The organism is Mesorhizobium sp. P2_E9 (assembly GCF_056403815.1).
Window position 1 is genome coordinate 322,335 of sequence record NZ_JBFUET010000005.1, and the last position, 24,426, is coordinate 346,760.

The following is a 24,426-nucleotide window of genomic DNA, read 5'->3' on the forward strand; positions in this document are numbered from 1 at the left end:
CCTATCTGTCCAACACGGCGCGGATGGTTTCCATGGCGGTCACCAGCCGTCGCGAGACTTCCTTGTTGGCGTCCTCCAGCCGTTCGGCGCGCGCTTCGGAATTGTCGAGTTCCTGCGCCAGTCGCGAGCGGTCGGCATTCATCCGCTGCACTTCGGCCTCGGCTTCCGAGTAATCGCGCTCATGCTCCAGCTTGGCCGCGACGGCGTTTTCCAGCCCCTCGATGGCCTTGCCCAGCCTGGCGATGACTTCCTTGAGTGTGGTTTCCCCGGTCATGGCCTTCGTCCTGTGCCCTGCCCATCACCGAATCGTTCGCGTTCAGAACGCGTTATCCCGGAAACATTAGGCACCGGGTGAAGGCAACGTCAACAAAGCTCTCGCGACTGTCCCCCGCTAACGCTAATGTAGGCTCGCCGCCGGCATCACAAGACCGGCAAATGTGCACCCGATTTGTTGACTAAAAGCCCGCGCCTGCTATGTGTCGCGCACCCTTTTCAAGGGCTCTCCCAAGCCCCAAACCCCCATTTCTGGAGGAACCATGACGTCGCGTGAACAACATGACCGGATGGCAAATGCGATCCGCTTTCTCTCCATGGATGCCGTCGAGAAGGCCCAGTCCGGCCATCCCGGCCTGCCCATGGGTTGCGCCGACATCGCCACGGTGCTGTTCACCCGCTTCCTGAAATATGATCCCAAGGCCCCGCACTGGCCCGATCGCGACCGCTTCATCCTGTCGGCCGGTCACGGCTCGATGCTCCTCTATTCGCTGCTGCATCTGACCGGCTACGAGGACATGACCCTCGACCAGATCAAGCACTTCCGCCAGTTGGGCTCGAAGACCGCAGGCCATCCCGAATACGGCCACGCCACCGGCATCGAGACGACGACCGGCCCGCTCGGCCAGGGTCTTGCCAATTCGGTCGGCTTCGCGCTCGGCGAGCGCATCATGAACGCCGCCTTCGGCAACGACCTCGTCAACCACTACACCTATGTGCTGGCCGGCGACGGCTGCCTGATGGAAGGCGTGTCCCAGGAAGCCATCGCGCTTGCCGGGCATCTCAAGCTCAACAAGCTGATCGTCTTCTGGGACAACAACAACATCTCGATCGACGGTCCGGTTTCGCTCGCCGACAACACCGACCAGGTCGCCCGCTTCCAGGCTTCCGGCTGGAACGCCAGCCACATCGACGGCACCGATCCGGAAGCCATCGCCTATGCCATCGAAGCCGCCCGCCACTCCGACAAGCCGACGATGATCGCCTGCAAGACCACCATCGGCTTCGGTGCTCCGACCAAGGCCGGCACCAACAAGGCGCACGGCTCGCCGCTCGGCCCCGATGAGATCGCTGGTGCGCGCAAGTTCTTCAACTGGGAGTCGCCGCCCTTCGAGATTCCGGCCGACATCCTCGACGCCTGGCGCACCGCCGGCAAGGCCGGCGCCAAGCCGCGCGCCGACTGGGAAGGCCGACTCGCCAAGGCCGAGCCGAAGCTGAAGGCCGAATTCGAGCGCCGCCTCGCCGGCAAGCTGCCGTCCAATTTCGACGCCGTCATCGCCGACTACAAGAAGAAGCTCTCGGCCGACAAGCCGAAGGTCGCGACCCGCAAATCGTCGGAAATGGCGCTGGAGGTCATCAACGGCGCCGTGCCGGAGACCATCGGCGGCTCCGCCGACCTAACCGGCTCCAACAACACCAAGACCAGCCAGACCAAGAACATCACGCCGGACGACTATGGCCAGCGCTATGTCCACTACGGCATCCGCGAGCATGGCATGGCGGCCGCCATCAACGGCCTGACGCTGCATGGCGGCCTCATCGCCTATGGCGGCACCTTCATGTGCTTCTCCGACTATGCCCGCCCGTCGATGCGGCTTTCCTCGCTGATGGGCATCCGCTCGATCTTCGTCATGACCCATGATTCAATCGGTCTGGGTGAAGACGGCCCGACCCACCAGCCGGTCGAGCATCTGGCGGCCCTGCGCGCCATCCCCAACCACAACGTCTTCCGTCCGGCCGACGCGGTGGAAACCGCCGAATGCTGGCAGATCGCGCTCGAATCCGAGAAGACGCCGTCGACGCTCGCGCTGACCCGCCAGAACCTGCCGACGGTGCGCACCGAGCACTCGGCCAAGAATCTGAGCAGCCAGGGCGCCTACGAACTGGCCGCGGCCAGCGGCGAGGCGGCGGTGACGATCTTCGCCACCGGCTCCGAGATCGAGATCGCGCTCGGTGCCCGCGACCTCTTGGAAAAGCACGGCCATCCGACCCGCGTCGTCTCGGTGCCTTGCTTCGAACTGTTCGACAAGCAGAGCGACGATTATCGCAAGAAGACGATCGGCAACGCGCCGATCAAGATGGCCATCGAGGCCGGCATCCGCCAGGGCTGGGATCATCTCATCGGCTCGGACGGCATCTTCATCGGCATGACCGGCTTCGGCGCCTCGGGCACGATCGAACAGCTCTACCCGCATTTCGGCATCACCGCCGAAGCCGCGGCCAAGGCAGCGGAAGCACGCCTGCACGCCAAGTAAGGCATGCACGAAACAAAAATGCACCGGCGGAATCGCGCAAAGCGATTTCGCCGGGCTGGCCCAACCTAATCGATTTAAATCTATGTCGCTGCGGCTGGATTCTTTGCCCGTCCGCCGCTATGAAGCTGCGGACCCATCGTCAGCCTTTCAGCTCCCAGGGAGAGAAAAATGACCGTCAGAGTTGCCATCAACGGATTCGGCCGTATCGGCCGCAACATCCTGCGCGCCATCCATGAATCCGGCCGCAAGGACATCGACGTCGTCGCCGTCAACGATCTCGGCCCGGTCGAGACCAATGCCCATCTGCTGCGCTACGACAGCGTGCATGGCCGCTTTCCTCACGAGGTGAGCGTCGATGGCGACCAGATCACCGTCGGCAAGGAAAAGTTCAAGGTCACCGCGATCAAGGACCCGACGCAGCTGCCGTGGAAGGAACTCGGCGTCGACATCGCGCTCGAATGCACCGGCATCTTCACCGCTCGCGACAAGGCCGCCGCGCACCTGACCGCCGGTGCCAAGCGCGTGCTGGTCTCGGCACCGGCCGACGGTGCCGACCTGACCGTCGTCTACGGCATCAACCATGACAAGCTGACCAAGGACCACATCGTCATCTCGAACGCGTCCTGCACCACCAACTGCCTGGCGCCGCTGGCCGCCGTGCTGCACGAGACGGTCGGCATCGAAAAAGGCATGATGACGACGATCCACTCCTACACCGGCGACCAGCCGACGCTGGACACCATGCACAAGGATCTCTACCGCGCCCGCGCCGCGGCCCTTTCGCAGATCCCGACCTCGACCGGCGCCGCCAAGGCGATCGGCCTAGTGCTCCCCGACCTCAAGGGCAAGCTCGACGGCATCTCGATCCGCGTGCCAACCCCGAACGTCTCGGTCGTCGACTTCAAGTTCATCGCCAAGCGCGCGACCACGGTCCAGGAAATCAACGAAGCGGTCATCGCCGCCTCCAACGGCAGACTGAAGGGCATCCTCGGCGTCACCCATCACCCGAACGTCTCGATCGATTTCAACCACGATCCGCGTTCGTCGATCATGGCACTCGACCAGACCAAGGTCATGGACGGCAACTTCGTTTCGGTGCTGTCTTGGTACGACAATGAATGGGGCTTCTCCAACCGTATGAGCGACACCGCGGTCGCCTTCGGCAAGACCATCGCCTGATCGAAGACTCTACCTTCTCGAGACTTGAAACGCCCGGCTTCGTCCGGGCGTTTTTCATTTGCCGGAGCAGCAACGCTGGACCGTCCGAAATCGCCGGCATAGTGCAAAAAACCACCCTAGCGCCTTGCACTGGCCATGCCTTCGCCCCACTCTCCCGTAAATCGATAGAAAGAGGAATTCGAGGGGCAAATCACGGATGGAGCATGCGATCTATCTCGTCACGCTGGTCGGCACGGCGCTCGTTGTCGCCGCCGCGTTTTCGAGCCTGATCGCTTTCCGCTTCGGCGCCCCTCTCCTGCTTCTGTTTCTCTGCATTGGCCTCGCCACCGGAACCGACGGCCTCGGCATCGAATTCGACAATGCCCGCATCGCCTATTTTGCCGGCTCACTGGCGCTGGCCGTCATCCTGTTCGATTCCGGTTTCGGCACGCCGCTCAACGCGCTGCGGCAAGCGGCGGGGCCGGCCCTGTCGCTGGCAACCTTCGGCGTCCTTATCACCACCGGCCTGTTCGGCGCCGCCGCTCACTACCTGCTCGACCTGACCTGGCTGGAATCCTTCCTGCTCGGCGCCGCCGTCGCTTCGACCGACGCGGCCGCGGTGTTCTTCCTGCTGCGTGCCGGCGAAATCAATCTGCGCGAGCGCGTGCGCTCGACGCTCGAGGTGGAATCCGGCACCAACGACCCGATCGCCATCTTCCTGACCATCACGCTGGTCGAGATCATCGCCGCCCACGCCAACCCCGAAACCAATGTCCTGGTCACCAACCTGATCCTCGGCTTCCTCGTCAATATGGGCGTCGGCGCCATTGTCGGCGTGCTCGGCGGCCTCGCCATCGTGCGTCTTGTCGACCGGCTCAATCTCGACCATGGCCTGCTGCCGATTTTCGTGCTGACCCTGTCGCTGATGGTCTTTGCCGCCGCCGGCGCCATTGGCGGCTCGGGCTTCCTGGCGGTCTATATCGCCGGTCTCATTGCCGGCAATTCCGACATCCGCGCCGTCACCATCCTCAAGCGCTTCCAGGACGGCATGTCGTGGCTGGCGCAGATCATCATGTTCCTGATCCTTGGCCTGTTCGCGACACCCTCGCAGTTTCCGGCCATCATGGTGCCGGCGATAGCGCTTGGCCTGTTCCTGATGTTTGTCGCGCGGCCGATCGCGGTCTGGCTCTGCCTGATCCCGTTCCGCCTGCCGCGCCCCGAAGTCGCCTTCGTCTCCTGGGTCGGCCTGCGCGGCGCCGTCTCGATCCTGCTCGCCATCACCCCGCTGCTCGGCGGGCTGGAGAACGGCCGTGTCATCTTCAATACCGCCTTCATCATCGTCCTGGTGTCGCTGGTCATCCAGGGCTGGACCGTCGGCCCACTGGCGCGTCGCCTCGGCCTGATCGTGCCGGCGCGGCTGGGGCCGCTGGACAAGGTCGAGCTTGAACTGCCCGGCTCCGCCCACCACGAGCTTCTCGCCTATCGCGTGGCGCACGGCAGCCCGGTGGCGCGCGGCGAGCGCATCCCGCGCTGGGCACGACCATCGCTGGTGCTGCGCGACGGCCGCTCGATGCGCTTCCAGGACATGGGTCGGCTGGCCGCCGGCGATCAGGTCTACATCTTCGTGCCGGACCGCTATCCGCGCCTGCTCGACAAGCTGTTCGCCAGCCGCGCGGTGGTCGACCCGGAAGATGCTGATTTCTTCGGCGCCTTCGCCGTCGACCCGGCACGCTCCGCCGCCGAACTAGAGGCGGCTTACGCACCGGGCCTGACCGAGGCGGAGCAGAAGCAGACCGTCGGCGCTCTGGTCACGGCGCGGCTTGGCGGCCATGCCGAATATGCCGATCGCGTTCTGATCGGCCAGATCGAGCTGATCGTCAGGGATGTCGACGACAAGGGCAGGATCATGGGCCTCGGCCTCTCCTTCGAGCCGACCGCGCCGGTGGCGCGGGTGCCGGTGTTCCTCAGCGCCGGCGAGATGGGCGACCGCCTCAGTGCCTTCATCCGCAACTGGCGCAAGCCGACCGAGACGCAGGTAGAAGCGGCTCGGGCGGATGCTCCCCCTGAACCGCCGGTTGAAAAGGCAACGACCGGGAGTTGACAAAGGCGATCGTTTGCCTCGACCCATCCGCACGGCACGATCTTCACGCACTATGTCCCCGCCCGCTGCAAAATTTCGCACCGCGCCGCAGCCAATGCCTTGCATCGTCGTTGGCGCGGGGTATGGTCCCGGCGATTTTTCGCGAAAGGAACCCGCATGGCCGCCTTCAAGACACTGGACGATATCGGCAACATCAGCGGCAAGCGTGTGCTGGTGCGCGTCGACCTCAACGTTCCCGTCGCCGACGGCAAGGTCACCGACGCCACCCGCATCGAGCGCATCGCGCCCACCATCGCCGAATTGTCCGGCAAGGGCGCCAAGGTCATCCTGCTCGCCCATTTCGGCCGGCCCAAGGATGGCCCCTCGCCCGAATTCTCGCTCGAGCCGATCGCCAAGGCGACAGCGCAGGTGCTCGGCCGTCCCGTCGGCTTTGCCGCCGATTGCGTCGGCGACACGGCGGGAAGTGCTGTCGCCGCCATGGACAAGGGCGACGTGCTGCTCTTGGAAAACACCCGCTTCTACAAGGCCGAGGAGAAGAACGACCCGGCCTTCACCGAACGGCTCGCCGCCAATGGCGACATCTTCGTCAACGATGCCTTTTCGGCCGCCCACCGTGCCCATTCCTCGACCGAAGGGCTGGCGCGTCTGTTGCCGTCCTTTGCCGGCCGCACCATGCAGGCCGAGCTCGAAGCGCTGGAGAAGGGCCTGGGCAACCCGGTCCGTCCGGTCGTCGCCATCGTCGGCGGCGCCAAGGTCTCGACCAAGATCGACCTGTTGATGAACCTGGTGAAGAAGGTCGACGCACTGGTCATCGGCGGCGGCATGGCCAACACTTTTCTGGCCGCGCGCGGCACCGATGTCGGCAAGTCGCTGTGCGAACATGATTTGGCCGCCACCGCCAAGCAAATCATGATCGAGGCGGCCGAGGCCGGCTGCGCCATCATCCTGCCGGTCGACGGCGTCGTCGCCAAGGAGTTCAAGGCCGGCGCTGCCTGCGAGACGGTCGCCATCTCCGACGTGCCGGCCGACGGCATGATCCTCGATGTCGGCGCCAAGACCGTGACGACGATCGGCGAATGGATCGACCGCGCCGCGACGCTGGTCTGGAACGGCCCGCTCGGCGCCTTCGAGATCGAGCCGTTCGATCACGCCACGGTGGCCGCGGCAAAACACGCCGCCGCGCGCACCAAGGCCGGCAAGCTGGTTTCCGTTGCCGGTGGCGGCGATACGGTGGCGGCTCTCAACCACGCCGGTGTCGCCGACGACTTCACCTATGTCTCGACCGCCGGCGGCGCCTTCCTGGAATGGATGGAAGGCAAGCCGCTGCCCGGCGTCGACGTGCTGAAGAAGTAGGCCCCGGCGGGATCGACGACGCGGCGGACAGCGCCCGAAACTTTCAATCGATTCGAGCTTTCCGATGCCATTCCTTTGGCGGTAGACTTCCGTTAAGCGCGGAACGAACCCCTCCAGGAGAAGCATGATGAGCGAACGTCTCGAAGACATTGCCGCCGCGATCGTGGCCAACGGCAAGGGCCTGCTGGCCGCCGACGAAAGTTCCGGCACCATCAAGAAGCGCTTCGACGTCATCGGCGTCGAATCGACCGCCGACAGTCGCCGCGACTATCGCGAGATGATGTTCCGCGCCAAGGACGCGATGACCAAGTATATTTCCGGCGTCATCCTCTATGACGAGACCATCCGCCAGAAGGCCGCCGACGGCACGCCGCTGGTCGACATCATCAAGGCATCAGGCGCCATCCCCGGCATCAAGGTCGATGCCGGCGCCAAGCCTCTGGCCGGCTTTCCCGGCGACACCATCACCGAGGGCCTCGACGGCCTGCGCGAACGGCTTGCCGACTATTACAAACTTGGCGCCCGCTTCGCCAAATGGCGCGCGGTGATCGACATCGACACGACCAAGGGCGTGCCCTCGGTCAATTCGATCAACTCGAACACCCATGCGCTCGCCCGCTATGCCGCGCTTTGCCAGGAAGCCGGCATCGTGCCGATCGTCGAGCCGGAAGTGCTGATGGACGGCGCCCACGACATCGACACCTGCTACGAGGTTTCCAAGGCGACGCTGATCAAGCTTTATGATGAACTCCATGCGGCCGGCGTCGTGCTCGAAGGCACGATTCTGAAGCCCAACATGGTCCTGTCGGGCAAGAAGTCGGACACCGTGGACAGCCCCGAAAAGGTCGCCGAGATGACCATAAAGCTGTTCCGCGAGACGGTGCCGGCGGCGGTGCCGGGCATCGCCTTCCTCTCCGGCGGCCAGGAGGACGAGGAGGCGACCGCCAACCTCAACGCCATCAACGCCATCGGCCCTCACCCATGGAAGCTGACCTTCTCCTATGGCCGCGCGCTGCAGGCCGCCCCGCAAAAGGCTTGGAGCGGCAAGGCGTCGAACATTGCCGCCGGTCAGGCCGCCTTCACCCATCGCGCCCACATGAATTATCTGGCCGCGCTCGGAAAATGGAAAGCGAGCCTCGAACAGGCCGCCTGAACACAATTCTTTCGTCTTCTACGAACCCGGGCCAGTGCGCCCGGGTTTTTGTTGCCCGCGGATTTGGGCGGAGACCTCCTCATTCCTATTTCCTCTGGGCGTTGCCGGCGGCGATGTCGGTTTGCGCCCATCCCGAACGTCCTTGGGATGAGAGACAGGGAGAGGTTCATGCATCGCAACAAGGTTGTTTCACGCGAAGACTGGTTCCAGGCGCACAAGGCGCATCTGGCGCGCGAGAAGGAACTGACGCGGCTACGCGAACGCATCGCGGCCGAACGGCGTGAACTGCCCTGGCTGAAGATCAGGAAGGACTATGTTTTCGAGACCGAACAAGGGCCGAAGAGACTGGCCGACCTGTTTGGTGCCCACAGCCAGTTGATCGTCTACCACTTCGTGTTCGCGCCGGGCTCCAATCATCACTGCGAAAGCTGTGCCTTCGTCGCCGACCATATGGACGGCGCCAACCAGCATCTCAGGCATCATGACGTATCGCTTGTCGCCGTGTCACGGGCGCCGCTCGCCGAATTGCTGCCCTACAAGCAGCGCATGGGTTGGAAATTCGACTGGGTGTCTTCTTATGCCTCGGACTTCAATTTCGATATGCAGGTGTCCTTCACCGACAAGCAGCTTGCATCTGGCGAAGCGGTCTACAATTTCGAAACGCCGGTGCTGACGTCGAAAGACCTGCCCGGCACCACTGTCTTCCACAAGAGCGAAACCAGTGACATCTTCCTGACCTTCATGTCACGCGCCCGCGGCAGCGAGCAATTCATCGGCGCCTATCAGTATCTCGACATTGCACCGAAAGGCCGTGACGAACCCGGTCCTTACGGGACCTTCATGGACTGGGTGCGGCTGCACGACGAATATGGAAACAGGTCGCAATGAGACGGCGCTTGCCCTCGGGGCACCGGCCGGCTGTGCAACGATCCGTTCACCTCGGCCCAAACATGCGCTAAGCCTGCCGCAGATCATTCCACGGTACTGCCATGCGCTTCCCCGCCCTGCTCACCTGGCTCGCCTTTCCCGTCTATGTCTGGCAAGGGCTCGGCGTGCGCCGCCGCACCACGCGCATGCTGCCGGCGCAGGGGCCGGTCATGCACGAGATATCAGGCGAGGCGCCTGATATCTCGCTGCTGGTGCTGGGCGATTCCTCCGCCGCCTCGGTCGGCATCGGCAATTCGGAGAACGGGCTTGCCGCGCAACTCGCCGTGCTGATCTCGCAGCGTACCAGCCGCGCCGTGCGCTGGCGCGCCGCCGGCTTCAATTCGGCGACGTCGGGCCAGATCCGCGACCATGTCCTGCCCAATCTGTCGGCCGATCCATGGACGCATATCGTGCTGGCCATCGGCACCAACGACACCAAGAATTTTCATTCCGTGCCGCGCTTCAAGAAGGAGTTCGGCGGCCTGCTCTACGCGCTGCGTGCCAAATGGCCAGAAGCGCGGGTGGTGTGGTCACCGGTGCTGGAGTTCACCCGCGCGCCTGCCATGCCGCCGCTGCTCGGCAAGATCCTCGAAATCCGCGCCACCGCAATGAACCGGATGGGTGAACGGCTGTGCCTGGAGCGCGGCGCGGTGCCGGCGCCGCGCCTGCCCATCACCAACCCGGAGGCCGGCTTTGCCTCCGACGGGTTTCACGCCTCGGAGGCCGGTTACCGGGCCTGGGCGGAACATCTCGTCGGCCAGGTGCTTGCCGGCTGACCTTGCGCAGCAGCACTGTTTGAGGCGGGCTATGTCAGATGCCCGAGCACGGCCGCAAGCGAGATCGCCGCCATCGCCAGCAGCGCCAGCTTCCAGAAATCGCCGCGGCGCTTCAGCCCGGGCCAGCCGATCGGTTTGATCAGCTGGATGACCATGAAGCCGACGATGACAAGGGCGAGGAGTTTCGTCATGCCGCCTTTGACCAGCAACGCGGCCGGCTGTCAAAGCGTGTCGTTTAGTCTCTGAGAAAGAACGGGCGCCGCGTTCCTGAATCGGAGCGTGGCGCCCGCTGGAGGGCGTTCTACTTCAGCGGCTTGAGGCCGGCTTCGATCGAGGCGCGCTTTGCTTCGAGGAACGGCGGCAGGGCAAGGCTTTCGCCCAGCGTCTCCAGCGGCTCGTCGGCGGTGAACCCCGGCCCGTCGGTGGCGATCTCGAACAGGATGCCGTTCGGCTCGCGGAAATAGAGCGAGCGGAAGTAATAGCGCTCGACCTCGCCGCTCGACGGCAGCCGGAATTCGACCAGGCGGGCGGTCCACAGATGCAACGTCTCCTGGTCCGGCGCCCTGAAGGCGACATGATGAACCGCACCGGCGCCTTGCCTTGCGGGCGCCAGCCCGGGCTGCACGGCGACATGAAGCTCGGCTGCCGGCCCACCCGCACCCATTTCGAAGACATGGACCTGGCCCTCGCCATCCGGTGAAGCGTAGTCGCGGACCTTGCGCATGTTCATCACCCGGGTCAGCACCGCCTCGGTGTTGGTGATGTCGGGAACACTGATGACGATCGGCCCGAGCCCCCGGATCTGGTGCTCGGCCGGCACCGGGCTCTGCGTCCAGGGATGGCTGCCGCCCTTGCCGCCATCGCTGACCAGCCGCAGGCGCTGGCCTTCGGGGTCTTCGAAGTCAAGCGACAGGTAGCCGCCAACGTCGGCAATCTCACTCGTTGCGATGTTCTCGCCGTTCAGGTGCTGTTTCCACCAGGCAAGGCTTTCCGGGCTGCCGACCCTGAGGCTGGTCCGCGCGATGCTGTTTGTGCCGCGCCGCTCGCGGCCAACCGGCCAGTCGAAGAAGGTAAGGTCGGTGCCTGGCGTCGCTTCGCCGTCGGCATAGAAGAGGTGGTAGGCCGATGTGTCGTCCTGGTTCACCGTCTTCTTGACCAGCCGCAAGCCCAGAACCTTCGTGTAGAAGTGAAGATTACCGGGCGCATTGGCGGTGATGGCGGTCAGATGGTGGATTCCTGTCAGTTGCAGGCTCATGGTCGTCTCCCTGTTTTTGGGGAAAGAATTTTCTCCTTTCATATCAGAACTGCGAGCACCTCACTAAAGGCCGCCCACCCTGACAGTCCGTCGTCATGCGGTGAACAATTTTGTCTTCACCGTCATCCGTCTGGTGAACAATCGGCGCCCCGAAGACTTGCTGCGGCAAGGCACGATGGCGGCGGAAAACAATGCTCTCCCTGGGCAGACGCATCGAACGAAACTATCGTCGAGTGCCTGACACCCTCCTGACAGACTGCTGTCAGGAGGGGTGTGCGATAGTGTCTCCATCAAGAGAGAGAGGAGACTGGTCATGAACGGTTACACCATTCTGCGCGGCATGCAGCACTATGTCGGCAAGGTTCGCACCATGCGCAACGAAATCCGCACGCAACGCTTCATGAACTCACTTCCCGCGGACATCCGCAAGGATATCGGCTGGCCCGACATGTATTCGGAACGTCGCTCCCGCGGCAATTGAGGCGAATTTTTCGACGTCGATATTGGACATGGACGCGCCAATGCCCAGATATGGGTACGGCGCGCCGAGGGATGGAGCGAGCTTATGCCCGATCAGAAGACAATCGGCTTCCTTTTCATCGAAGGTTTTGCCGACTGGGAATACGGCTTGCTGGCGGCCTCGGCGGTTGAATGGTTCGGCGCCCGCGCCGTCTCCTTGACACCCCAGGGCAAGCCGGTGACCGGGATCAGCGGTTTTCGACTGACACCCGATCGTTCGGCCGATGTTGATGAGAATGCCGATCTCGATGCAGTCGCCGTCATCGGCTCCGATCAGTGGGCGGGCAAGGCGCCGCCGGATGTCGCCGAACTGCTCAACGCCGTTGCAACACGCGGTGGCGTCGTCGGCGGTATCTGCGCCGGCACGCTGGCGCTGGCCCGGGCCGGCATGTTCGAAGAAGCCAGCCATACCAGCAATGGCCGTGACTGGATCAACGGCCATGAAGCCGGCTATGCCGGCGACAGCAACTATCAGGACGTGCCGCATGCCGTCGCCGACGGCAAGATCGTGTCCGCGCCGGGCTCGGCGCCTGGCACCTTTGCCCTTGCCTTTTTGAAGACGCTCTATCCCGAAAGAGGCAGCGATCTCGCGCAGATGCGGACCCTGTTTGCCAAGGAATATGCTGAAGCCTCCTGACAGTATGCTGTCAGGAGGGGCGTGCAATGGTGCGAGATCGAGATACCGCATGTCGATGGTCGAAAGGACGATCGATGAAGAGTTGGAACGACAGGCTGAACACACCGGGCATCAATGGCGTCAAGCCAACGCCGCACACGATGGGAGATGTCATCGAGGGTCAGCCGATGCTGGTGCCGACGGCTCGCCAGGTCGACGATTTCATCCGCTCAATTCCGCAAGGCGTCGAGATGGATATCCGTGCGTTGCGCACTGCCCTTGCCATCGAACACGGCGCCGAAGTGACATGTCCGGTCACTATCGGCTATCATCTGCGCACGGTTGCCGAAGCCGCCAAGGAAGACCTTGAGCGCGGCATGACGCTGAGCGACGTCGCGCCCTTCTGGCGCGTGCTCGATGCGAAGACGCCGACAACGAAGAAACTGTCCTTTGGCGCGGAGTTCGTTGCCGCCCAGCGCAAGCGCGAAGGACTGAAACCGTAATGCATGTCATCTGGAAGTGGGCCCAGTTCCGGGACCACGGCATGCATAAAGAAAAAACTGGGGAAGCAAACGATGCGCCGCGCCGACAGGCTCTTTCAGATCGTGCAGCATCTGCGGGGTGGCCGTCTGGTCACCGCCCAGAAGCTCGGTACGTGGCTCGAGGTTTCCGAGCGGACGATCTATCGCGACATAGCCGACCTGCAGTCGACCGGAGTGCCGATCGACGGCGAGGCCGGCGTCGGTTACATGATGAGGGAGGGCTTCGACCTTCCGCCGCTGATGTTCACGCGTGACGAGATCGTGGCGCTGGTTGCCGGCGCCCGCATGGTGCGCGCCTTTGGCGGCGCCGCCATGGCACGCGCCGCCGACGAGGCGCTGGTCAAGATCGGCGCCGTGCTGCCCGATGCCGAAAAGGACCGCATCGCCCGCACCGAGATCCACACGCCGATGTGGGTGGTCAGCGACGCCGCCCGCGAGGCGATCGACCTGATCGAGCGTGCGGTTGAAAAGCGCCAGGTGCTGACCATCGATTACTCAGACGAGGCCGGCCGCGGCACCGCGCGCGACATCAGGCCGCTCGGCCTGTGGTTCTGGGGCAAGGTGTGGACGCTGGTCGCCTGGTGCGAGATGCGCGACGACTTCCGCGCCTTCCGCATCGACCGCATCGCCTCGGTGGTGATCGCCGGCCGCATCTTCAAACCGGAGCGCGGCAAGCAGCTTGCCGATTTCTACCGGGCGGTGGAACGCAGCGAGGATTACGGCATGGCGCCGGACCGCGTGGCGCGAAGCTGAGCCGATCAGACCGCACAAAAAAGCCCGCTCGAAGCGGGCTTTTTCTTGAGTTCGCGACAATCTTACTCGTCGTCGTCCGTGTCCGTGTTCTTCGACTTCAAGGCCGAGAGCTTGGCGAACACCGCGTTGGCGTCGAGCTCGGCATCCTCGTCCTTCGGCTTTTCCGGAGCCGGCACCAGCCGCTCGGTCAGGGCCGCCGGCAGCAGCGTGTCGCCGACCGGCTGCGCCTGTTCGCGGCCGCGCGAGGCGCGGTTGACTTCCATGTCGAGGTCGATCTGCGAAGCGAGGCCCAGCGTCACCGGATCCATCGGCTGCAGATTGGCCGAATTCCAGTGCTTGCGTTCGCGGATCTGCTCGATCGTCGACTTGGTGGTGCCAACGAGACGCGAAATCTGCGCGTCCTTGAGTTCGGGATGGTTGCGCACCAGCCACAGGATGGCATTCGGCCGGTCCTGACGCTTCGACAGCGGCGTGTAGCGGGGACCCTTGCGCTTGGATTCAGGCACCCGCACCTTGGGGTCGGAAAGCTTCAGGCGCTGGTTCGGGTCTTTCTCGGCGCGCGCGATCTCGTCGCGGGTCAGCTGGCCGGTCATGATCGGGTCCATGCCCTTGATGCCTTGCGCCGATTCGCCGTCGGCGATCGCCTTGACCTCAAGCGGATGCAGCCCGCAGAACTGTGCGATCTGCTCGAAGGACAGCGCGGTGTTGTCGACCAGCCAGACGGCGGTCGCCTTGGGCATCAGCAGCGTATTGGCCATTCTAGAAATCCTTCTCGTTCGCCCGCGTTCCCGCGCGGGCGGTGGTTTAGAGCCACCAAAATGGGAAATTCGCGGCCTGTATAACCGTTCCCTGCCTGTTTCGCAACGTTTTTGGAAAGGCCCGGCGGCCCGATACTTTCACAACCGGCAAGCGCACTCGAATGCCCTGACGGTCGGCGACGTCAGCCAAAGGGGCCGGCGCTTTTGAGCAGGGCCACGAGCTGGCTTTGCTGGCGTGTCCCGGTCTTGGCGAATATTCGCTCCAGATAGGTCCGGGCGGTTTTCTCGGTGATGTTGGAACTGACTGCCGCGGCCTTGAGCGCATGGCCTTGTGACAGTGCCGTGGCCAGGCGCGCTTCGGCCGGCGTCAGATCGAACAATCCGGCAACCAGCGTTGGCGAAGGCACGAGCGAACTGGCGCTGAGCACCGTCGCAGCCACCAGAATGTCCGCGCCCGAAAAGATCTCATGCGCCGAACGGCGCAAGGGCAGCATGTGCAGAACCATCGGCGGCCGGCCGTCGACGCCTTGCACCGGTATGGAGCGAACCGTCGGCTCCAATTCGTTGCGTGCGGCGACGACGGCCTGCTGGAACAGCCGATTGGCTTCGGCGTCGGCAATGGCCATGCCGCCAAAGGCGGTGGGCAGGAACAGGGAGGACAGGCCGTCGAACAACGCGTTGGCGACCATCACCCGCCCTTTCAGCGACAGGACGGCCGCCGGCAGGCCCATCGCCGTCATGGCGGCAACCGTTCCCTCGGCGCGTTCGAGGCCGAGCCGCCCTGCGATCAGGCCGGCGCGCGCCATGGCTGGCCGGAAACTGTCGAGCACATCCAGGCTCTTTTGATCATAGTCGCCTTCACCGAGCCGTCGCTGGAAGACGAAAATCGCCAGCTCGCCGCTTGGCATCGGTATCGCGGTGCAGGCATGCGCGCCGATGCCCATGGCGCGAAGCCGTTTGCGCACCGGATCATTCTCGATCTCTTCCGGTGTCAGGAACGCCTCGACATCGACGAAGCTCGCCGGCTGCAGCGCGCACATGCGCGAAACCGCTGTCGAAAACTGCAGCGTATCGCTCGCCAGCAACTCGCTTTGCAGATCCCGCAGGAATTCGATCGCCCTGCCGCGCGCGGGCTGGTCGTCACCGAACAGAAACACAGCTCCGCCCACGGAACCGGACACGGAATCGATGTCCTCCAGCACATCAGGCCAGAGATCCGGCACGAAGGCCGCCTCATAGATCCTGTTCGTCAGATCATCGAACATCGACACGAAGCCTTTCCGGGGCAGCATGTTTGCCGGAGCCAAACAATCAGCGCTTCAGGCCGGCTGGTCTTCCCCCACGTCAACATGCCACGGCAGGCACCGCGGTCAATCTTGGATAAGCAAAATGCCACAGAACGGTTCCGTGCGGCGGCGCCGTTGATGAGCTTCCCCGTTGCCGGTCTTGCGCAACGCGGAGGAGACGCGCGCTCCCGGAATTGACAGGGCAGTTGCCTGGATCCGCAAAAGACAAAACCCGCTGGACAAGGTCCAGCGGGCTCGGAACCGGAAACGGGGAACGTCTGCGACGGCTCTACTTCTCAACATGCCCGGCCGTGCGGCCGGGTCGTGCTTGAAATCAGATCGCCTGGCGGGCGATCCGTTCGATGTCGCCGCGGTTGATGCCGAGATCGTTGAGCTGACGGGCGTTGAGCTTGTTCAGTTCGCGCACGGTCTCGTTATACATGCGCCAGTTACGGAAAGCGCGGATCGGGTTCATGGTAGTCCTCCTGATGGGGTGTTCGTTTCGATGCTGCACAGATAGTGATCATCGATCAGGACTTGAACGGCCGATTTTGCATAGCAATGATGCAAATGCTGCATTGCACCATTAAGCCTCTGTTCATCTTGTAGGCAGTGGCGAAGGGCGCCGGGCCAGGACGTGTCGAGATTCCGGTCAGGCCGAGTCGAAAATGATGGGTTCCGAGAACCGGAGCGCAGCGTACTTAAGTACGTGAGCTCAGTTCTACTGCGACGCAGTAGAACGGGGAAGCGCAGGCAGCCGTCATTTGCAGGCCGGCCTCACCGGAATATCGGCACGTCCTAGCCGACGTCGAGCACGATCTTGCCTATATGCTCGCCCTCCTCCATCCGCTCATGCGCGCGCCAGGCATCCGAGAGCGGGTAAATCATGTCCACGACAGGTGCCACCTTGCGCGTGCCGAGCAGCGGCCAGACTTGCGCCTCCAGCGCCGATGCGATCGCCGCCTTGAACTCGACGGTGCGCGGCCGCAGCGTCGAACCCGTATGGGTCAACCGTTTGACCATGATCTTGGAAAAATCGGCACTGGCGACCGCGCCGGCCTGCACGGCGATCTGGACAATGCGGCCCTCGACGGCCGCCGCCTCGTAGTTTCGCAGGACATAGTCGCCGCCGACCATGTCGAGGATGACATTGGCGCCCTTGCCATCCGTCGCCTCCTTGACCGCGGTGACGAAATCCTCCTCGCGATAGTTGATCGCCCGGTCGGCACCGAGCTTCAGGCAGGCGTCGCATTTCTCCTTGCTGCCGGCGGTGGTGATCACATAGGCGCCGAAGACGGAAGCCAGTTGAATCGCCGTCGTGCCGATGCCGGACGAGCCGCCATGCACCAGCAGCGTCTCGCCCTTCTTCAGGCCGCCGCGTTCGAACACATTGTGCCAGACGGTGAAATAGTTTTCCGGCACCGCCGCGGCCTCCGTGTGCGTGAAGCCGGCCGGCAGCGGCAGCACGCTGCCGCTATGAACCTTGACATACTCGGCATAGCCGCCGCCCGGGGTCAGCGCGCAGACCCGGTCGCCAATGCGCCAGCGCGATATCTCGTCACCAAGGGCAGCCACTTCTCCCGATACTTCGAGGCCCGGCAGGTCCGATGCGCCGGGCGGCGGCGGATAGGCGCCCTTGCGCTGCTGCACGTCGGGCCGGTTGACGCCGGCGGCGTGCACCTTGATCAGGATCTCGCCGGGGCCGGGCTGCGGCACGTCGCGCGTTTCCGGTTTCAGCACCCGTGGGCCACCCGGCTCCGAGATCGCGATCGCCGTCATCGTTGCCGGAATTTTCTGTCCGCTCGCCATGAAGTTTTCCGTCTTTCCTCGCCGCATTCTTACCGGCTGTTTGCATCGACGCCCCTGCCCTATGTATGCTCATTGCCAAATCAGGCAAATGGCCAATCTGGTGTGGCGGAGGAGGAGCAACGATGGCGATCTTCGACGACGAACCCAAGAAGAAAGCGCGTCCGCACGAGATCGGGCAGGATTTGTCGCTGCTCTCCGTGGGCGAGCTGTCCGAGCGCATCGGCATCCTGCGCGACGAAATCACCCGGCTTGAGGCAGAGCTCAAGGCCAAGGACAACACCAAATCAGCCGCCGAGGCGCTGTTCCGCCGCGGATAGGCAGACGGACGTAACGGCCCGCCGCTGAAAAGCCGGAATGCGACTGTCTTCAGACCTTGAGTCCCTCCCAGAGTCCAGCCGGATCAAAAAATGCTCGCATCTTACAGACCGATCCTCTCCCTGCTTCGCGGCACGGCCTTCCTGCTGGCGGCATCGGGGCTGCACGGACTGCTGTTGCCGCTGCGCGGCCAGCTCGAGGGCTTCTCCACCGCGTCGCTCGGCCTGATGGGTACGGCCTGGGCCGGCGGCTTCGTCACCGGCTGCTTCTTCGCGCCGCGCCTCGTGCGCCGCGCCGGGCATGTGCGCGCCTTCGGCGCCTTTGCCGCGTCGGGCGCCATCGTGGCACTGCTCACCGGCTTGATCATCGACGAATATGTCTGGATCCTGTTGCGCGCCTTCACCGGCTTCACCATGGCCGGCGCCTTCATGGTCATCGAAAGCTGGCTGAACGAAAAGGCCACCAACGAGAATCGCGGCACCGTCTTCGGCCTCTATATGATGGTCACCTACGCCTCGATCATGGGCGGACAGATGATCGTCGCCGGCGGCGACGTCAAATCAGCCTCGCTGTTCATGATCACCGGCATCCTGTTTTGCCTGTCGCTGATCCCGACCGCGGTTTCTTCGGCATCACTCCCCAAGCCGCTGCAGGACGTCAAGCTCGACGTCAAGGGGCTCTACGCCAACTCGCCGGTGTCGGCGGTCGCTTGCCTGTTGGTCGGCATCGCCAACGGCGCCTGGGGAACGCTTGGCGCGGTCTACGGCGCCCGCATCGGCATTTCCACCGCCGAGATCGCCTTGATGATGAGCCTTGTGGTCGTCGCCGGTGCCGCCATGCAGCTGCCGGCCGGGCGTCTCTCCGACAAGACCGACCGGCGTTTCGTGCTGGCCGGTGCCGCCTTCGGCGGAGCGTTGGTAGCCCTCTTGATCTTCCTGTTCGAACCGCGCTCAGCTATCTTCGTCATCGTCTTGACCGCCGCCTACGGCGGTTTCGCCTACACGCTCTATTCGATCGCCGTGGCGCATGCCAACGACCACGCGCGGTCGGAGGATTTCGTCAAGGTGTCGGGCGGCTTGCTGTTGCTTTACGGCTTCGGCACCATGATCGGCCCTTTGCTGGCGGCCGCGCTGATGGGCTGGATGCGTCCGGAGGGCCTGTTCCTGGCGACCGCCTTCGCGCATCTGTCGCTGGCCGGCTACACGCTGCTGCGCATCAGCCGCCGCGCTCCGGTGCCTATCGGAGATCGCGATGCGTTCAAGACGCAACCGGCCGACCGCTCCGTCACCCCGGAAGCATTGCGGCTCGACCCAAGAAGAAAAGCAGAAGCAGACAGTTGAGATTTGAAAAACTTTGCCTCACAAATGAGGCATGATGTTTTCCGACGCCTTCTTGGCGATCGCCGACCCCAATCGGCGCCACCTTCTGGAAGAACTTCGACGCGGTCCGAAGACCGTCAACGAATTGGCGGCCGGGCTGCCAGTCTCACGCCCGGCCGTATCACAGCATCTGAAAGTGTTGCTCGACGCCGGGTTGGTCAACGCCAAGGCTGAAGGCACGCGGCGCGTCTATACGGTAAGCAATGCCGGCTTCCTGAAACTCAACATCTGGCTCGATCAATTCTGGGAAGCCTGATCGTGTCTGGTCGCTACCTCATCGATTTATTTCAAATATTTGTGTTCAGAAAGGCGCCGAGCAGATCGAGCAGCACTCCGGTTCCATGCTCGCGCGTCGACGATGTGTCATGGCCATCGAGGAAGGCGCCCTGCTCGGTCAGCACCAGCCGTGTGCCCTTGCCCTCGGCAAAAAGTTCGATGGTGGCCAACGACACCGAGATGCGGGTTTCGCCGAACAGCATGTCATAGCTATAGACGATACGCTGGTCCGGTACGATGTCCTGATAAATGGCGGTATAGACGTGGATCGGACCATCCTTCGGCCCACCGGCATTGATCTCCTTGCCGCCGACGCGAAAGTCCATTTCAAAATGGCCTGGCATTGGATTGTCGGGATCGGTGAACCAGCGCCGCTTGGCGTCTGCATTGCTGAGCGCGAAGAAGACCTTCGATGGCGCCGCCGGATAGAGACGCTCGATGACAAAGGTGGAATGGGCGACGGATAGTTCGGTCATGATGGACTCCTTCAGTTTTCGTCTTTGGTTTCCGTCAGAAAATCGCCAAGCCGATCCAGCCGGCGCGTCCCAGACGAGGCGCCGCTCGTTGATCCAGTGTTCGGCCGCCCTCAGCGCTTTCGGCTCGATCTGGCAGGTGCGCACGCGGCCCAGTTTTTCCGAGCGCACCAGGCCACTCGCCTCCAGCACGTTGAGATGCTGGACGACGGCCGACAGCGACATCGCCAGCGGCTCGGCCAGCTGGCTGACCGAGGCGGGACCGCGCGACAGCCGGTCGACCATCTGCCGCCGCGCCGGATCGGCAAGCGCCTGGAACATCAGGTCGAGCTGGGCGGGATCGTGCAGCATCAGGGTCAGCCGTTATTGTAGGGGAAGAACTTGAAGTAGGGCTGCGCCTCCTCGATCACCCTGCTGAAGGCGGGGCGCTGCAGCAGCCGGTCGTGATAGCGCCTCACGGCAGGATATTTGTCACCGAACGGCTCGACCTTGTTGGCGTAGAAGAGCGCCGGGGATGCCGCGCAATCAGCCATGGTGAAGGCGTCGCCCATCGCCCAGATCTTCGACTGCATCTCCTGTTCGATGATGGCGTAGGAATTGCGCAGCTGGCCGCGCGCCTGTTCGACGCCGAACGGGTCGGTCTTGTCGAGCGGCCGCAGCCGGTCGCCGACGATCTTCTGCATCGGCTCCTGCACATAGAAATCATAGAAGCGATCGGCTTGGCGGACCGCCAGCGCGAGGTCGACATCGGCGGGAACGAGTCCGACCGGCCCCGGATAGTGGGCGCTGAGATATTCCACGACAATGGTCGATTCCAGCACCGTGCGGTCGCGCGCATCGTCGCGCAGCGCCGGCATCTTGCCGGTCGGCGATATCTTGAGGAAGGCCGCGCGCGATTGCTCGTCGCCGAGATCGACAATGACCGGGTTGAAGGCCGTGCCGTTCTCGTAGAGCGCGATCAGCGGCTTCCAGCAGAAGGAGGCCAGCGGATGGAAATGCAGCGTCAGGGACATTCTTTGCTCGTCTGTTTCTGGTTCATCGATGGGCGGGGGGCTGTCCGCCCGCCCGACAAACACTGAAGCATTTACTTAACTATTGCGATGAGGCCTTTCCGTCAAGACCGACCCGTGAAATCTCAATTGGACCTGATATGCGCGATGATGGCGGCTTCAAGCGCAGGCCAGTCTTGCGGGTGCAGTTCATGGCCGCCGCCCTCGACGCGAAGGAGTTTCGCGCCGGCGACCGTCTTGGCCAGCAGCTCGCCGTGTTCGACCGGAAAGATCGGATCCGATGTGCCATGGATGACCAGCAATGGCGCTTTCATCTCGTGCAAGCGGCCCTTCCATGCGTCACCGCCCTTGAGCGAGAAATGATTGGTTGCGCTCAGGAACCCGCCGGAGCGGTCGTAATCCTGTTCGATGAAGGCTCTCATCCCGGCCTCGTCGAACGGATGCGCGGTGCTGGCGATCGCCCTGGCATCCCTGACCATGAAATCGATGACCTGGCGGCGGTCCGCCCAATCGACATCACCACCGTCGGCCGAATGCTTGATATAGGCATCGGTCGTCTGCGGCAGTTGCGAGGTGTCCATCCCCACCGGTGAACTGCTGATCACGGTCAGCGACGCGACGCGGGAGGGATGCTTAAGCGCCACGAGTTGCGCGATCATACCGCCCATCGACATGCCGGCGACATGCGCCTTGCCGATGCCGTGGCTGTCGAGCACACCAATCGCATCGTCCGCCATGTCGTCGAATGTGTAGGGCGGCTTGCCCGGCGGATATTTGGTCGAGCGACCGGTGTCGCGATTGTCGTAGCGGATCACGTACAGGCCGGCATCGGCAAGTTCCCGGCAAAATGCCTTCGGCCACCACAGCATCGAGGCCATCGCGCCCATGATCAGCAGCAGCGGGGGATTTTCAGGGTCGCCGAAAGCTTCGGATATGATCACGGGACGGTCGATCGACGTCATTGCTTGGCCTCCTCATCTGATTGCATTTTGCAATCGGTTGCACCATAATAAAACTGATACGATAATGCAACCGGTTTTGTGTGGAGAGAATCGAATGAGCCTCGATCGCCGGTCCGGCTGTCCGATCAACCTGTCGTTGGAAGTGTTCGGCGACCGATGGAGCCTGATCATCCTGCGCGACATGATTTTCGGCGGCAGGCGCCATTTTCGCGAGCTGCTCAACGGATCGATGGAGGGCATTGCTTCCAACATCCTCGCCGACCGGCTGAAACGGCTGATGGAATTGGGCATGCTGACCAGGGCCGACGATCCCAGTCACAAGCAGAAGGCGATCTACAGCCTGACCGAGATGGCCATCACGCTGGTGCCGATTCTGGCCCATCTCGGCGCCTGGGGCCGGGTCTGGCTGCCGACCAGCGAGGAACTCTCGATCCGCGCCGAGCTTTTGGAAAAGGGCGGGCCGCCACTGTGGGAGAAATTCATGGACGAGTTGCGCCATGAGCATCTGGGTACGCCGCTCGATACAGCGTCCGGCCCGTCCGTCCGCGCGACCCTGCAGGCTGCCTATGAAGCCGTGGTCGCCAGCAAGGCCCTCAGCGCCAGCCCGGCTGCCTGACCAACTATTTTCCCCGTTGAGAGGCCGGCTCTGCTACAACAAGCGGAAACCACAATTCACGGGATTGGATAAGGTCTTGGTTGAGAACTCTCGGGATGCTGCCCGCGCGCGCGCAGATCTGCGCTTCAAGAAGCAGGAAGAAGCGGCGACCGTCCGCCAGAAGGCAATGGCGGAATATGCCGCCGAGAGCGACGCCCGCAAGGCCAAGACCGACAAGCTGCGGGCGCTCCGCCTCGCCAAGGAAGCCGACGACCTTGCCAACGCGCCGGCAGTGCCAGCCAAGAAGCCTGCCCGCGCAAAAAAGAAATAACGCGCCGCTCTCCGGTAACCCGAGTTGCTCGCCTATCGCCGTTCGACGGCGCCATCCAGACAGCCGCACTTCATCCCACCGCTGCACAAGAAGCAATTTCAACCGAAACCGGGATTGCTTCGGCCGGCCGGCCGCCGATGATTGCCTCTTTCAACAGGAGATTGCCATGACCGCACTGCCGCTCGAAAAAGCCAGGCAAATCATCGATGCCGCCTTCGCCAAGGGCGCCGATCTCAAGCTCAAGCCGCTGGGCGTCTCGGTGCTCGACGCCGGCGGCCACCTGGTCGCCTTCCAGCGCCAGGACGGCGCCTCGTTCCTGCGCCCGCAAATGTCGGCTGGCAAGGCCTATGGCGCGTTGGCCATCGGCATGGGCTCGCGCAAGGTCGAGGCCTTCGCCAAGGAGCGCCCGCATCTGGTCGCCGGCATTTCCGACGTGTCGGGCGGACGCGTGCTGCCGGTGGTCGGCGGCGTGCTGATCCGCGACAAGGCCGGCACCGTGATCGGCGCCGTCGGCATATCAGGCGACACGTCGGATAATGACGAGGCAGCGGCCATCGCCGGCATCGAGGCCGCCGGCTTCAGCGCCGATCCGGGCTGAGGCGTCAGCCTAATTCAGGTTGATGTCCCGGCTCGCCGACCGCATCGACACCGCGAACCCGGCCAGCACATCGAACAGCGCGATGATCATCAGCGTGAAGAAGATGGAATGCGCCGCGCCCTTGACCAGCAGGAACTCGACCAGGAAAGCGACGAAGACCAGCGTCGACAGGAGATGGTCCATGATCGAGGCGCTGGTCGTGCGCGCCGACTTCACCATTTCGAGGAACAGGAAGATCAGCCCGATCAATATCATCAGGTCGCCGAGCGTCATTGAGAACACCCCGCCCGACATCATGCGGAACGAGAAGATCTCGCTCGCCCACGGATCATCACCGCCGCCGAAAATTCCGAGCAGGCCGAGATTGTAGAGAATGAAAGGCACGATCAAAAGCGGGACGGCACCGAACATCTGGCGTCTCCATATGGGGGCACCTTCTGTAGAATGCGCCACAGCCACGCCGTCAAGATTTTTCGTAAAAAGCCGCCAACACGGTCGAAGACCGAATGCAACAACCATGTCAGCCGGTTTGCCCGGCTGAAATAGCGCCGGCTCGGCATTTGGCCCGGCGTGGTCGATCTCTGACTGCCAAACAGAGGCCGCAGGCATCAATGGCAGAGGCTTGGAGAGACGGTGATGACTGGCCGAGTTTCGGCAGCGAACCATCGGTCCGCCAAACGCAAAAAGACCGGCCAGAGGCCGGTCTCAGACTGCTGACAAACCCCTGGCATTTGCCGGGGGTTTTTGATTCACTGGGCCATGTTGAAGCGACCCGCCCCTGAACAGACCGCGCTCGAGATGGTAACGCTGGATCAGTTGGTTCCGGCTGATCACCTGTTGCGCAAGATCGACCGTTTGATCGATTTCTCCTTCATCCACGATCTGACCGCGCCGCTGTATTGCCCCGACAATGGCCGCCCGCCGCTCGACCCGACCTTGATGTTCAAGGCTCT

At 63.3% G+C, this 24,426-nt stretch carries 29 protein-coding genes and 1 pseudogene; 18 read left to right on the plus strand and 12 right to left on the minus strand.

Annotated features, from left to right (window positions below; all coding sequences use genetic code 11):
- Position 1: 1 nt before the first annotated feature.
- Positions 2 to 274: a DUF4164 domain-containing protein gene (locus tag AC1D05_RS11825; protein WP_006200774.1), complete on the minus strand. Its 273-nt coding sequence runs from the start codon at positions 272 to 274 to the stop codon at positions 2 to 4.
- 262 nt (positions 275 to 536) lie between these two features.
- Between AC1D05_RS11825 and tkt the strand changes: the two genes are divergently transcribed.
- From tkt to AC1D05_RS11860, 7 genes are all read left to right on the plus strand, one after another.
- A complete protein-coding gene (gene tkt, locus AC1D05_RS11830) occupies positions 537 to 2,528 on the plus strand; it encodes a transketolase (RefSeq protein ID WP_477440900.1) in 1,992 nt (663 codons plus the stop codon).
- Positions 2,529 to 2,696: 168 nt separating this feature from the next.
- Positions 2,697 to 3,707 (plus strand): type I glyceraldehyde-3-phosphate dehydrogenase, encoded by a 1,011-nt coding sequence (gene gap / locus AC1D05_RS11835; protein ID WP_477440901.1) that lies wholly within the window; start codon positions 2,697 to 2,699, stop codon positions 3,705 to 3,707.
- Between the two features lie 196 nt (positions 3,708 to 3,903).
- The gene (locus tag AC1D05_RS11840; protein ID WP_477440902.1) at positions 3,904 to 5,787 is read left to right on the plus strand and encodes a potassium/proton antiporter; all 1,884 of its coding nucleotides are present in this window, start codon (positions 3,904 to 3,906) and stop codon (positions 5,785 to 5,787) included.
- Positions 5,788 to 5,943: 156 nt separating this feature from the next.
- Entirely contained in the window at positions 5,944 to 7,140 is a 1,197-nt protein-coding gene (locus AC1D05_RS11845; RefSeq protein WP_477440903.1) for a phosphoglycerate kinase, read from the plus strand.
- Between the two features lie 127 nt (positions 7,141 to 7,267).
- Positions 7,268 to 8,293, plus strand: coding sequence for a class I fructose-bisphosphate aldolase (locus AC1D05_RS11850; protein ID WP_477440927.1), 1,026 nt, complete (start codon positions 7,268 to 7,270; stop codon positions 8,291 to 8,293).
- A gap of 168 nt (positions 8,294 to 8,461) precedes the next feature.
- Positions 8,462 to 9,181 carry a DUF899 domain-containing protein gene (locus tag AC1D05_RS11855; RefSeq protein WP_477440904.1) on the plus strand — a complete coding sequence of 240 codons (720 nt, stop codon included), beginning with the start codon at positions 8,462 to 8,464 and terminating at the stop codon, positions 9,179 to 9,181.
- A gap of 101 nt (positions 9,182 to 9,282) precedes the next feature.
- A complete protein-coding gene (locus AC1D05_RS11860; RefSeq protein ID WP_477440905.1) occupies positions 9,283 to 9,996 on the plus strand; it encodes an SGNH/GDSL hydrolase family protein in 714 nt (237 codons plus the stop codon).
- Between the two features lie 29 nt (positions 9,997 to 10,025).
- Here AC1D05_RS11860 and AC1D05_RS11865 read toward each other — a convergent pair whose 3' ends face one another.
- Positions 10,026 to 10,187: a hypothetical protein gene (locus tag AC1D05_RS11865; protein ID WP_080512074.1), complete on the minus strand. Its 162-nt coding sequence runs from the start codon at positions 10,185 to 10,187 to the stop codon at positions 10,026 to 10,028.
- Positions 10,188 to 10,297: 110 nt separating this feature from the next.
- Complete coding sequence (locus tag AC1D05_RS11870; RefSeq protein WP_477440906.1) at positions 10,298 to 11,251, minus strand: ring-cleaving dioxygenase; 954 nt, start codon at positions 11,249 to 11,251, stop codon at positions 10,298 to 10,300.
- Positions 11,252 to 11,564: 313 nt separating this feature from the next.
- Between AC1D05_RS11870 and AC1D05_RS11875 the strand changes: the two genes are divergently transcribed.
- The 4 genes from AC1D05_RS11875 to AC1D05_RS11890 all read left to right on the plus strand — a co-directional run bounded on the left by AC1D05_RS11875 (position 11,565) and on the right by AC1D05_RS11890 (position 13,681).
- Positions 11,565 to 11,732: a hypothetical protein gene (locus tag AC1D05_RS11875; RefSeq protein ID WP_081850348.1), complete on the plus strand. Its 168-nt coding sequence runs from the start codon at positions 11,565 to 11,567 to the stop codon at positions 11,730 to 11,732.
- A gap of 84 nt (positions 11,733 to 11,816) precedes the next feature.
- Complete coding sequence (locus tag AC1D05_RS11880; protein ID WP_477440907.1) at positions 11,817 to 12,407, plus strand: DJ-1/PfpI family protein; 591 nt, start codon at positions 11,817 to 11,819, stop codon at positions 12,405 to 12,407.
- Between the two features lie 74 nt (positions 12,408 to 12,481).
- Positions 12,482 to 12,889: a hypothetical protein gene (locus AC1D05_RS11885; protein ID WP_477440908.1), complete on the plus strand. Its 408-nt coding sequence runs from the start codon at positions 12,482 to 12,484 to the stop codon at positions 12,887 to 12,889.
- 72 nt (positions 12,890 to 12,961) lie between these two features.
- Positions 12,962 to 13,681 carry a helix-turn-helix transcriptional regulator gene (locus tag AC1D05_RS11890; RefSeq protein WP_027041910.1) on the plus strand — a complete coding sequence of 240 codons (720 nt, stop codon included), beginning with the start codon at positions 12,962 to 12,964 and terminating at the stop codon, positions 13,679 to 13,681.
- A gap of 62 nt (positions 13,682 to 13,743) precedes the next feature.
- Here AC1D05_RS11890 and AC1D05_RS11895 read toward each other — a convergent pair whose 3' ends face one another.
- The 4 genes from AC1D05_RS11895 to AC1D05_RS11910 form a co-directional block, all read right to left on the minus strand.
- Complete coding sequence (locus AC1D05_RS11895; RefSeq protein ID WP_258588939.1) at positions 13,744 to 14,439, minus strand: DUF1013 domain-containing protein; 696 nt, start codon at positions 14,437 to 14,439, stop codon at positions 13,744 to 13,746.
- A gap of 182 nt (positions 14,440 to 14,621) precedes the next feature.
- On the minus strand, positions 14,622 to 15,704 hold the full coding sequence (locus tag AC1D05_RS11900) for a helix-turn-helix transcriptional regulator (protein WP_477440928.1): 1,083 nt from the start codon (positions 15,702 to 15,704) through the stop codon (positions 14,622 to 14,624).
- Between the two features lie 355 nt (positions 15,705 to 16,059).
- Positions 16,060 to 16,200 carry a DUF1127 domain-containing protein gene (locus tag AC1D05_RS11905; RefSeq protein ID WP_081850349.1) on the minus strand — a complete coding sequence of 47 codons (141 nt, stop codon included), beginning with the start codon at positions 16,198 to 16,200 and terminating at the stop codon, positions 16,060 to 16,062.
- A 323-nt stretch (positions 16,201 to 16,523) separates the two neighbouring features.
- Positions 16,524 to 17,534: an NAD(P)H-quinone oxidoreductase gene (locus AC1D05_RS11910; protein WP_477440909.1), complete on the minus strand. Its 1,011-nt coding sequence runs from the start codon at positions 17,532 to 17,534 to the stop codon at positions 16,524 to 16,526.
- A gap of 122 nt (positions 17,535 to 17,656) precedes the next feature.
- Here AC1D05_RS11910 and AC1D05_RS11915 point away from each other — a divergent pair, with 122 nt between their 5' ends.
- The 3 genes from AC1D05_RS11915 to AC1D05_RS11925 all read left to right on the plus strand — a co-directional run bounded on the left by AC1D05_RS11915 (position 17,657) and on the right by AC1D05_RS11925 (position 19,484).
- Positions 17,657 to 17,851, plus strand: a complete 195-nt coding sequence (locus tag AC1D05_RS11915) for a DUF1192 domain-containing protein (RefSeq protein WP_027059123.1) — start codon at positions 17,657 to 17,659, stop codon at positions 17,849 to 17,851.
- Between the two features lie 90 nt (positions 17,852 to 17,941).
- On the plus strand, positions 17,942 to 19,189 hold the full coding sequence (locus AC1D05_RS11920) for an MFS transporter (protein WP_477440910.1): 1,248 nt from the start codon (positions 17,942 to 17,944) through the stop codon (positions 19,187 to 19,189).
- A 31-nt stretch (positions 19,190 to 19,220) separates the two neighbouring features.
- Positions 19,221 to 19,484 (plus strand): ArsR/SmtB family transcription factor, encoded by a 264-nt coding sequence (locus tag AC1D05_RS11925; RefSeq protein WP_477440911.1) that lies wholly within the window; start codon positions 19,221 to 19,223, stop codon positions 19,482 to 19,484.
- A gap of 31 nt (positions 19,485 to 19,515) precedes the next feature.
- Here AC1D05_RS11925 and AC1D05_RS11930 read toward each other — a convergent pair whose 3' ends face one another.
- From AC1D05_RS11930 to AC1D05_RS11945, 4 genes and pseudogenes are all read right to left on the minus strand, one after another.
- Complete coding sequence (locus AC1D05_RS11930) at positions 19,516 to 19,980, minus strand: SRPBCC family protein (protein ID WP_477440912.1); 465 nt, start codon at positions 19,978 to 19,980, stop codon at positions 19,516 to 19,518.
- A gap of 11 nt (positions 19,981 to 19,991) precedes the next feature.
- Positions 19,992 to 20,328: pseudogene (locus tag AC1D05_RS11935) on the minus strand (ArsR/SmtB family transcription factor).
- A gap of 5 nt (positions 20,329 to 20,333) precedes the next feature.
- Complete coding sequence (locus AC1D05_RS11940) at positions 20,334 to 20,990, minus strand: glutathione S-transferase family protein (RefSeq protein WP_477440913.1); 657 nt, start codon at positions 20,988 to 20,990, stop codon at positions 20,334 to 20,336.
- 122 nt (positions 20,991 to 21,112) lie between these two features.
- Entirely contained in the window at positions 21,113 to 21,949 is an 837-nt protein-coding gene (locus tag AC1D05_RS11945; RefSeq protein WP_477440914.1) for an alpha/beta fold hydrolase, read from the minus strand.
- A gap of 94 nt (positions 21,950 to 22,043) precedes the next feature.
- Here AC1D05_RS11945 and AC1D05_RS11950 point away from each other — a divergent pair, with 94 nt between their 5' ends.
- From AC1D05_RS11950 to AC1D05_RS11960, 3 genes are all read left to right on the plus strand, one after another.
- Positions 22,044 to 22,565 (plus strand): winged helix-turn-helix transcriptional regulator, encoded by a 522-nt coding sequence (locus tag AC1D05_RS11950; protein WP_477440915.1) that lies wholly within the window; start codon positions 22,044 to 22,046, stop codon positions 22,563 to 22,565.
- 76 nt (positions 22,566 to 22,641) lie between these two features.
- On the plus strand, positions 22,642 to 22,875 hold the full coding sequence (locus AC1D05_RS11955) for a hypothetical protein (RefSeq protein WP_477440916.1): 234 nt from the start codon (positions 22,642 to 22,644) through the stop codon (positions 22,873 to 22,875).
- Between the two features lie 166 nt (positions 22,876 to 23,041).
- Complete coding sequence (locus AC1D05_RS11960; RefSeq protein WP_477440917.1) at positions 23,042 to 23,473, plus strand: GlcG/HbpS family heme-binding protein; 432 nt, start codon at positions 23,042 to 23,044, stop codon at positions 23,471 to 23,473.
- Between the two features lie 9 nt (positions 23,474 to 23,482).
- Here the strand turns inward: AC1D05_RS11960 and AC1D05_RS11965 are convergent, their stop codons facing one another.
- The gene (locus tag AC1D05_RS11965; protein ID WP_095787997.1) at positions 23,483 to 23,884 is read right to left on the minus strand and encodes a hypothetical protein; all 402 of its coding nucleotides are present in this window, start codon (positions 23,882 to 23,884) and stop codon (positions 23,483 to 23,485) included.
- 348 nt (positions 23,885 to 24,232) lie between these two features.
- On the opposite strand from AC1D05_RS11965, the gene AC1D05_RS11970 reads away from it, so the two are divergent.
- Positions 24,233 to 24,426 (plus strand): transposase (locus AC1D05_RS11970; protein WP_477438159.1); only part of this gene is annotated, 194 nt, incomplete at its 3' end.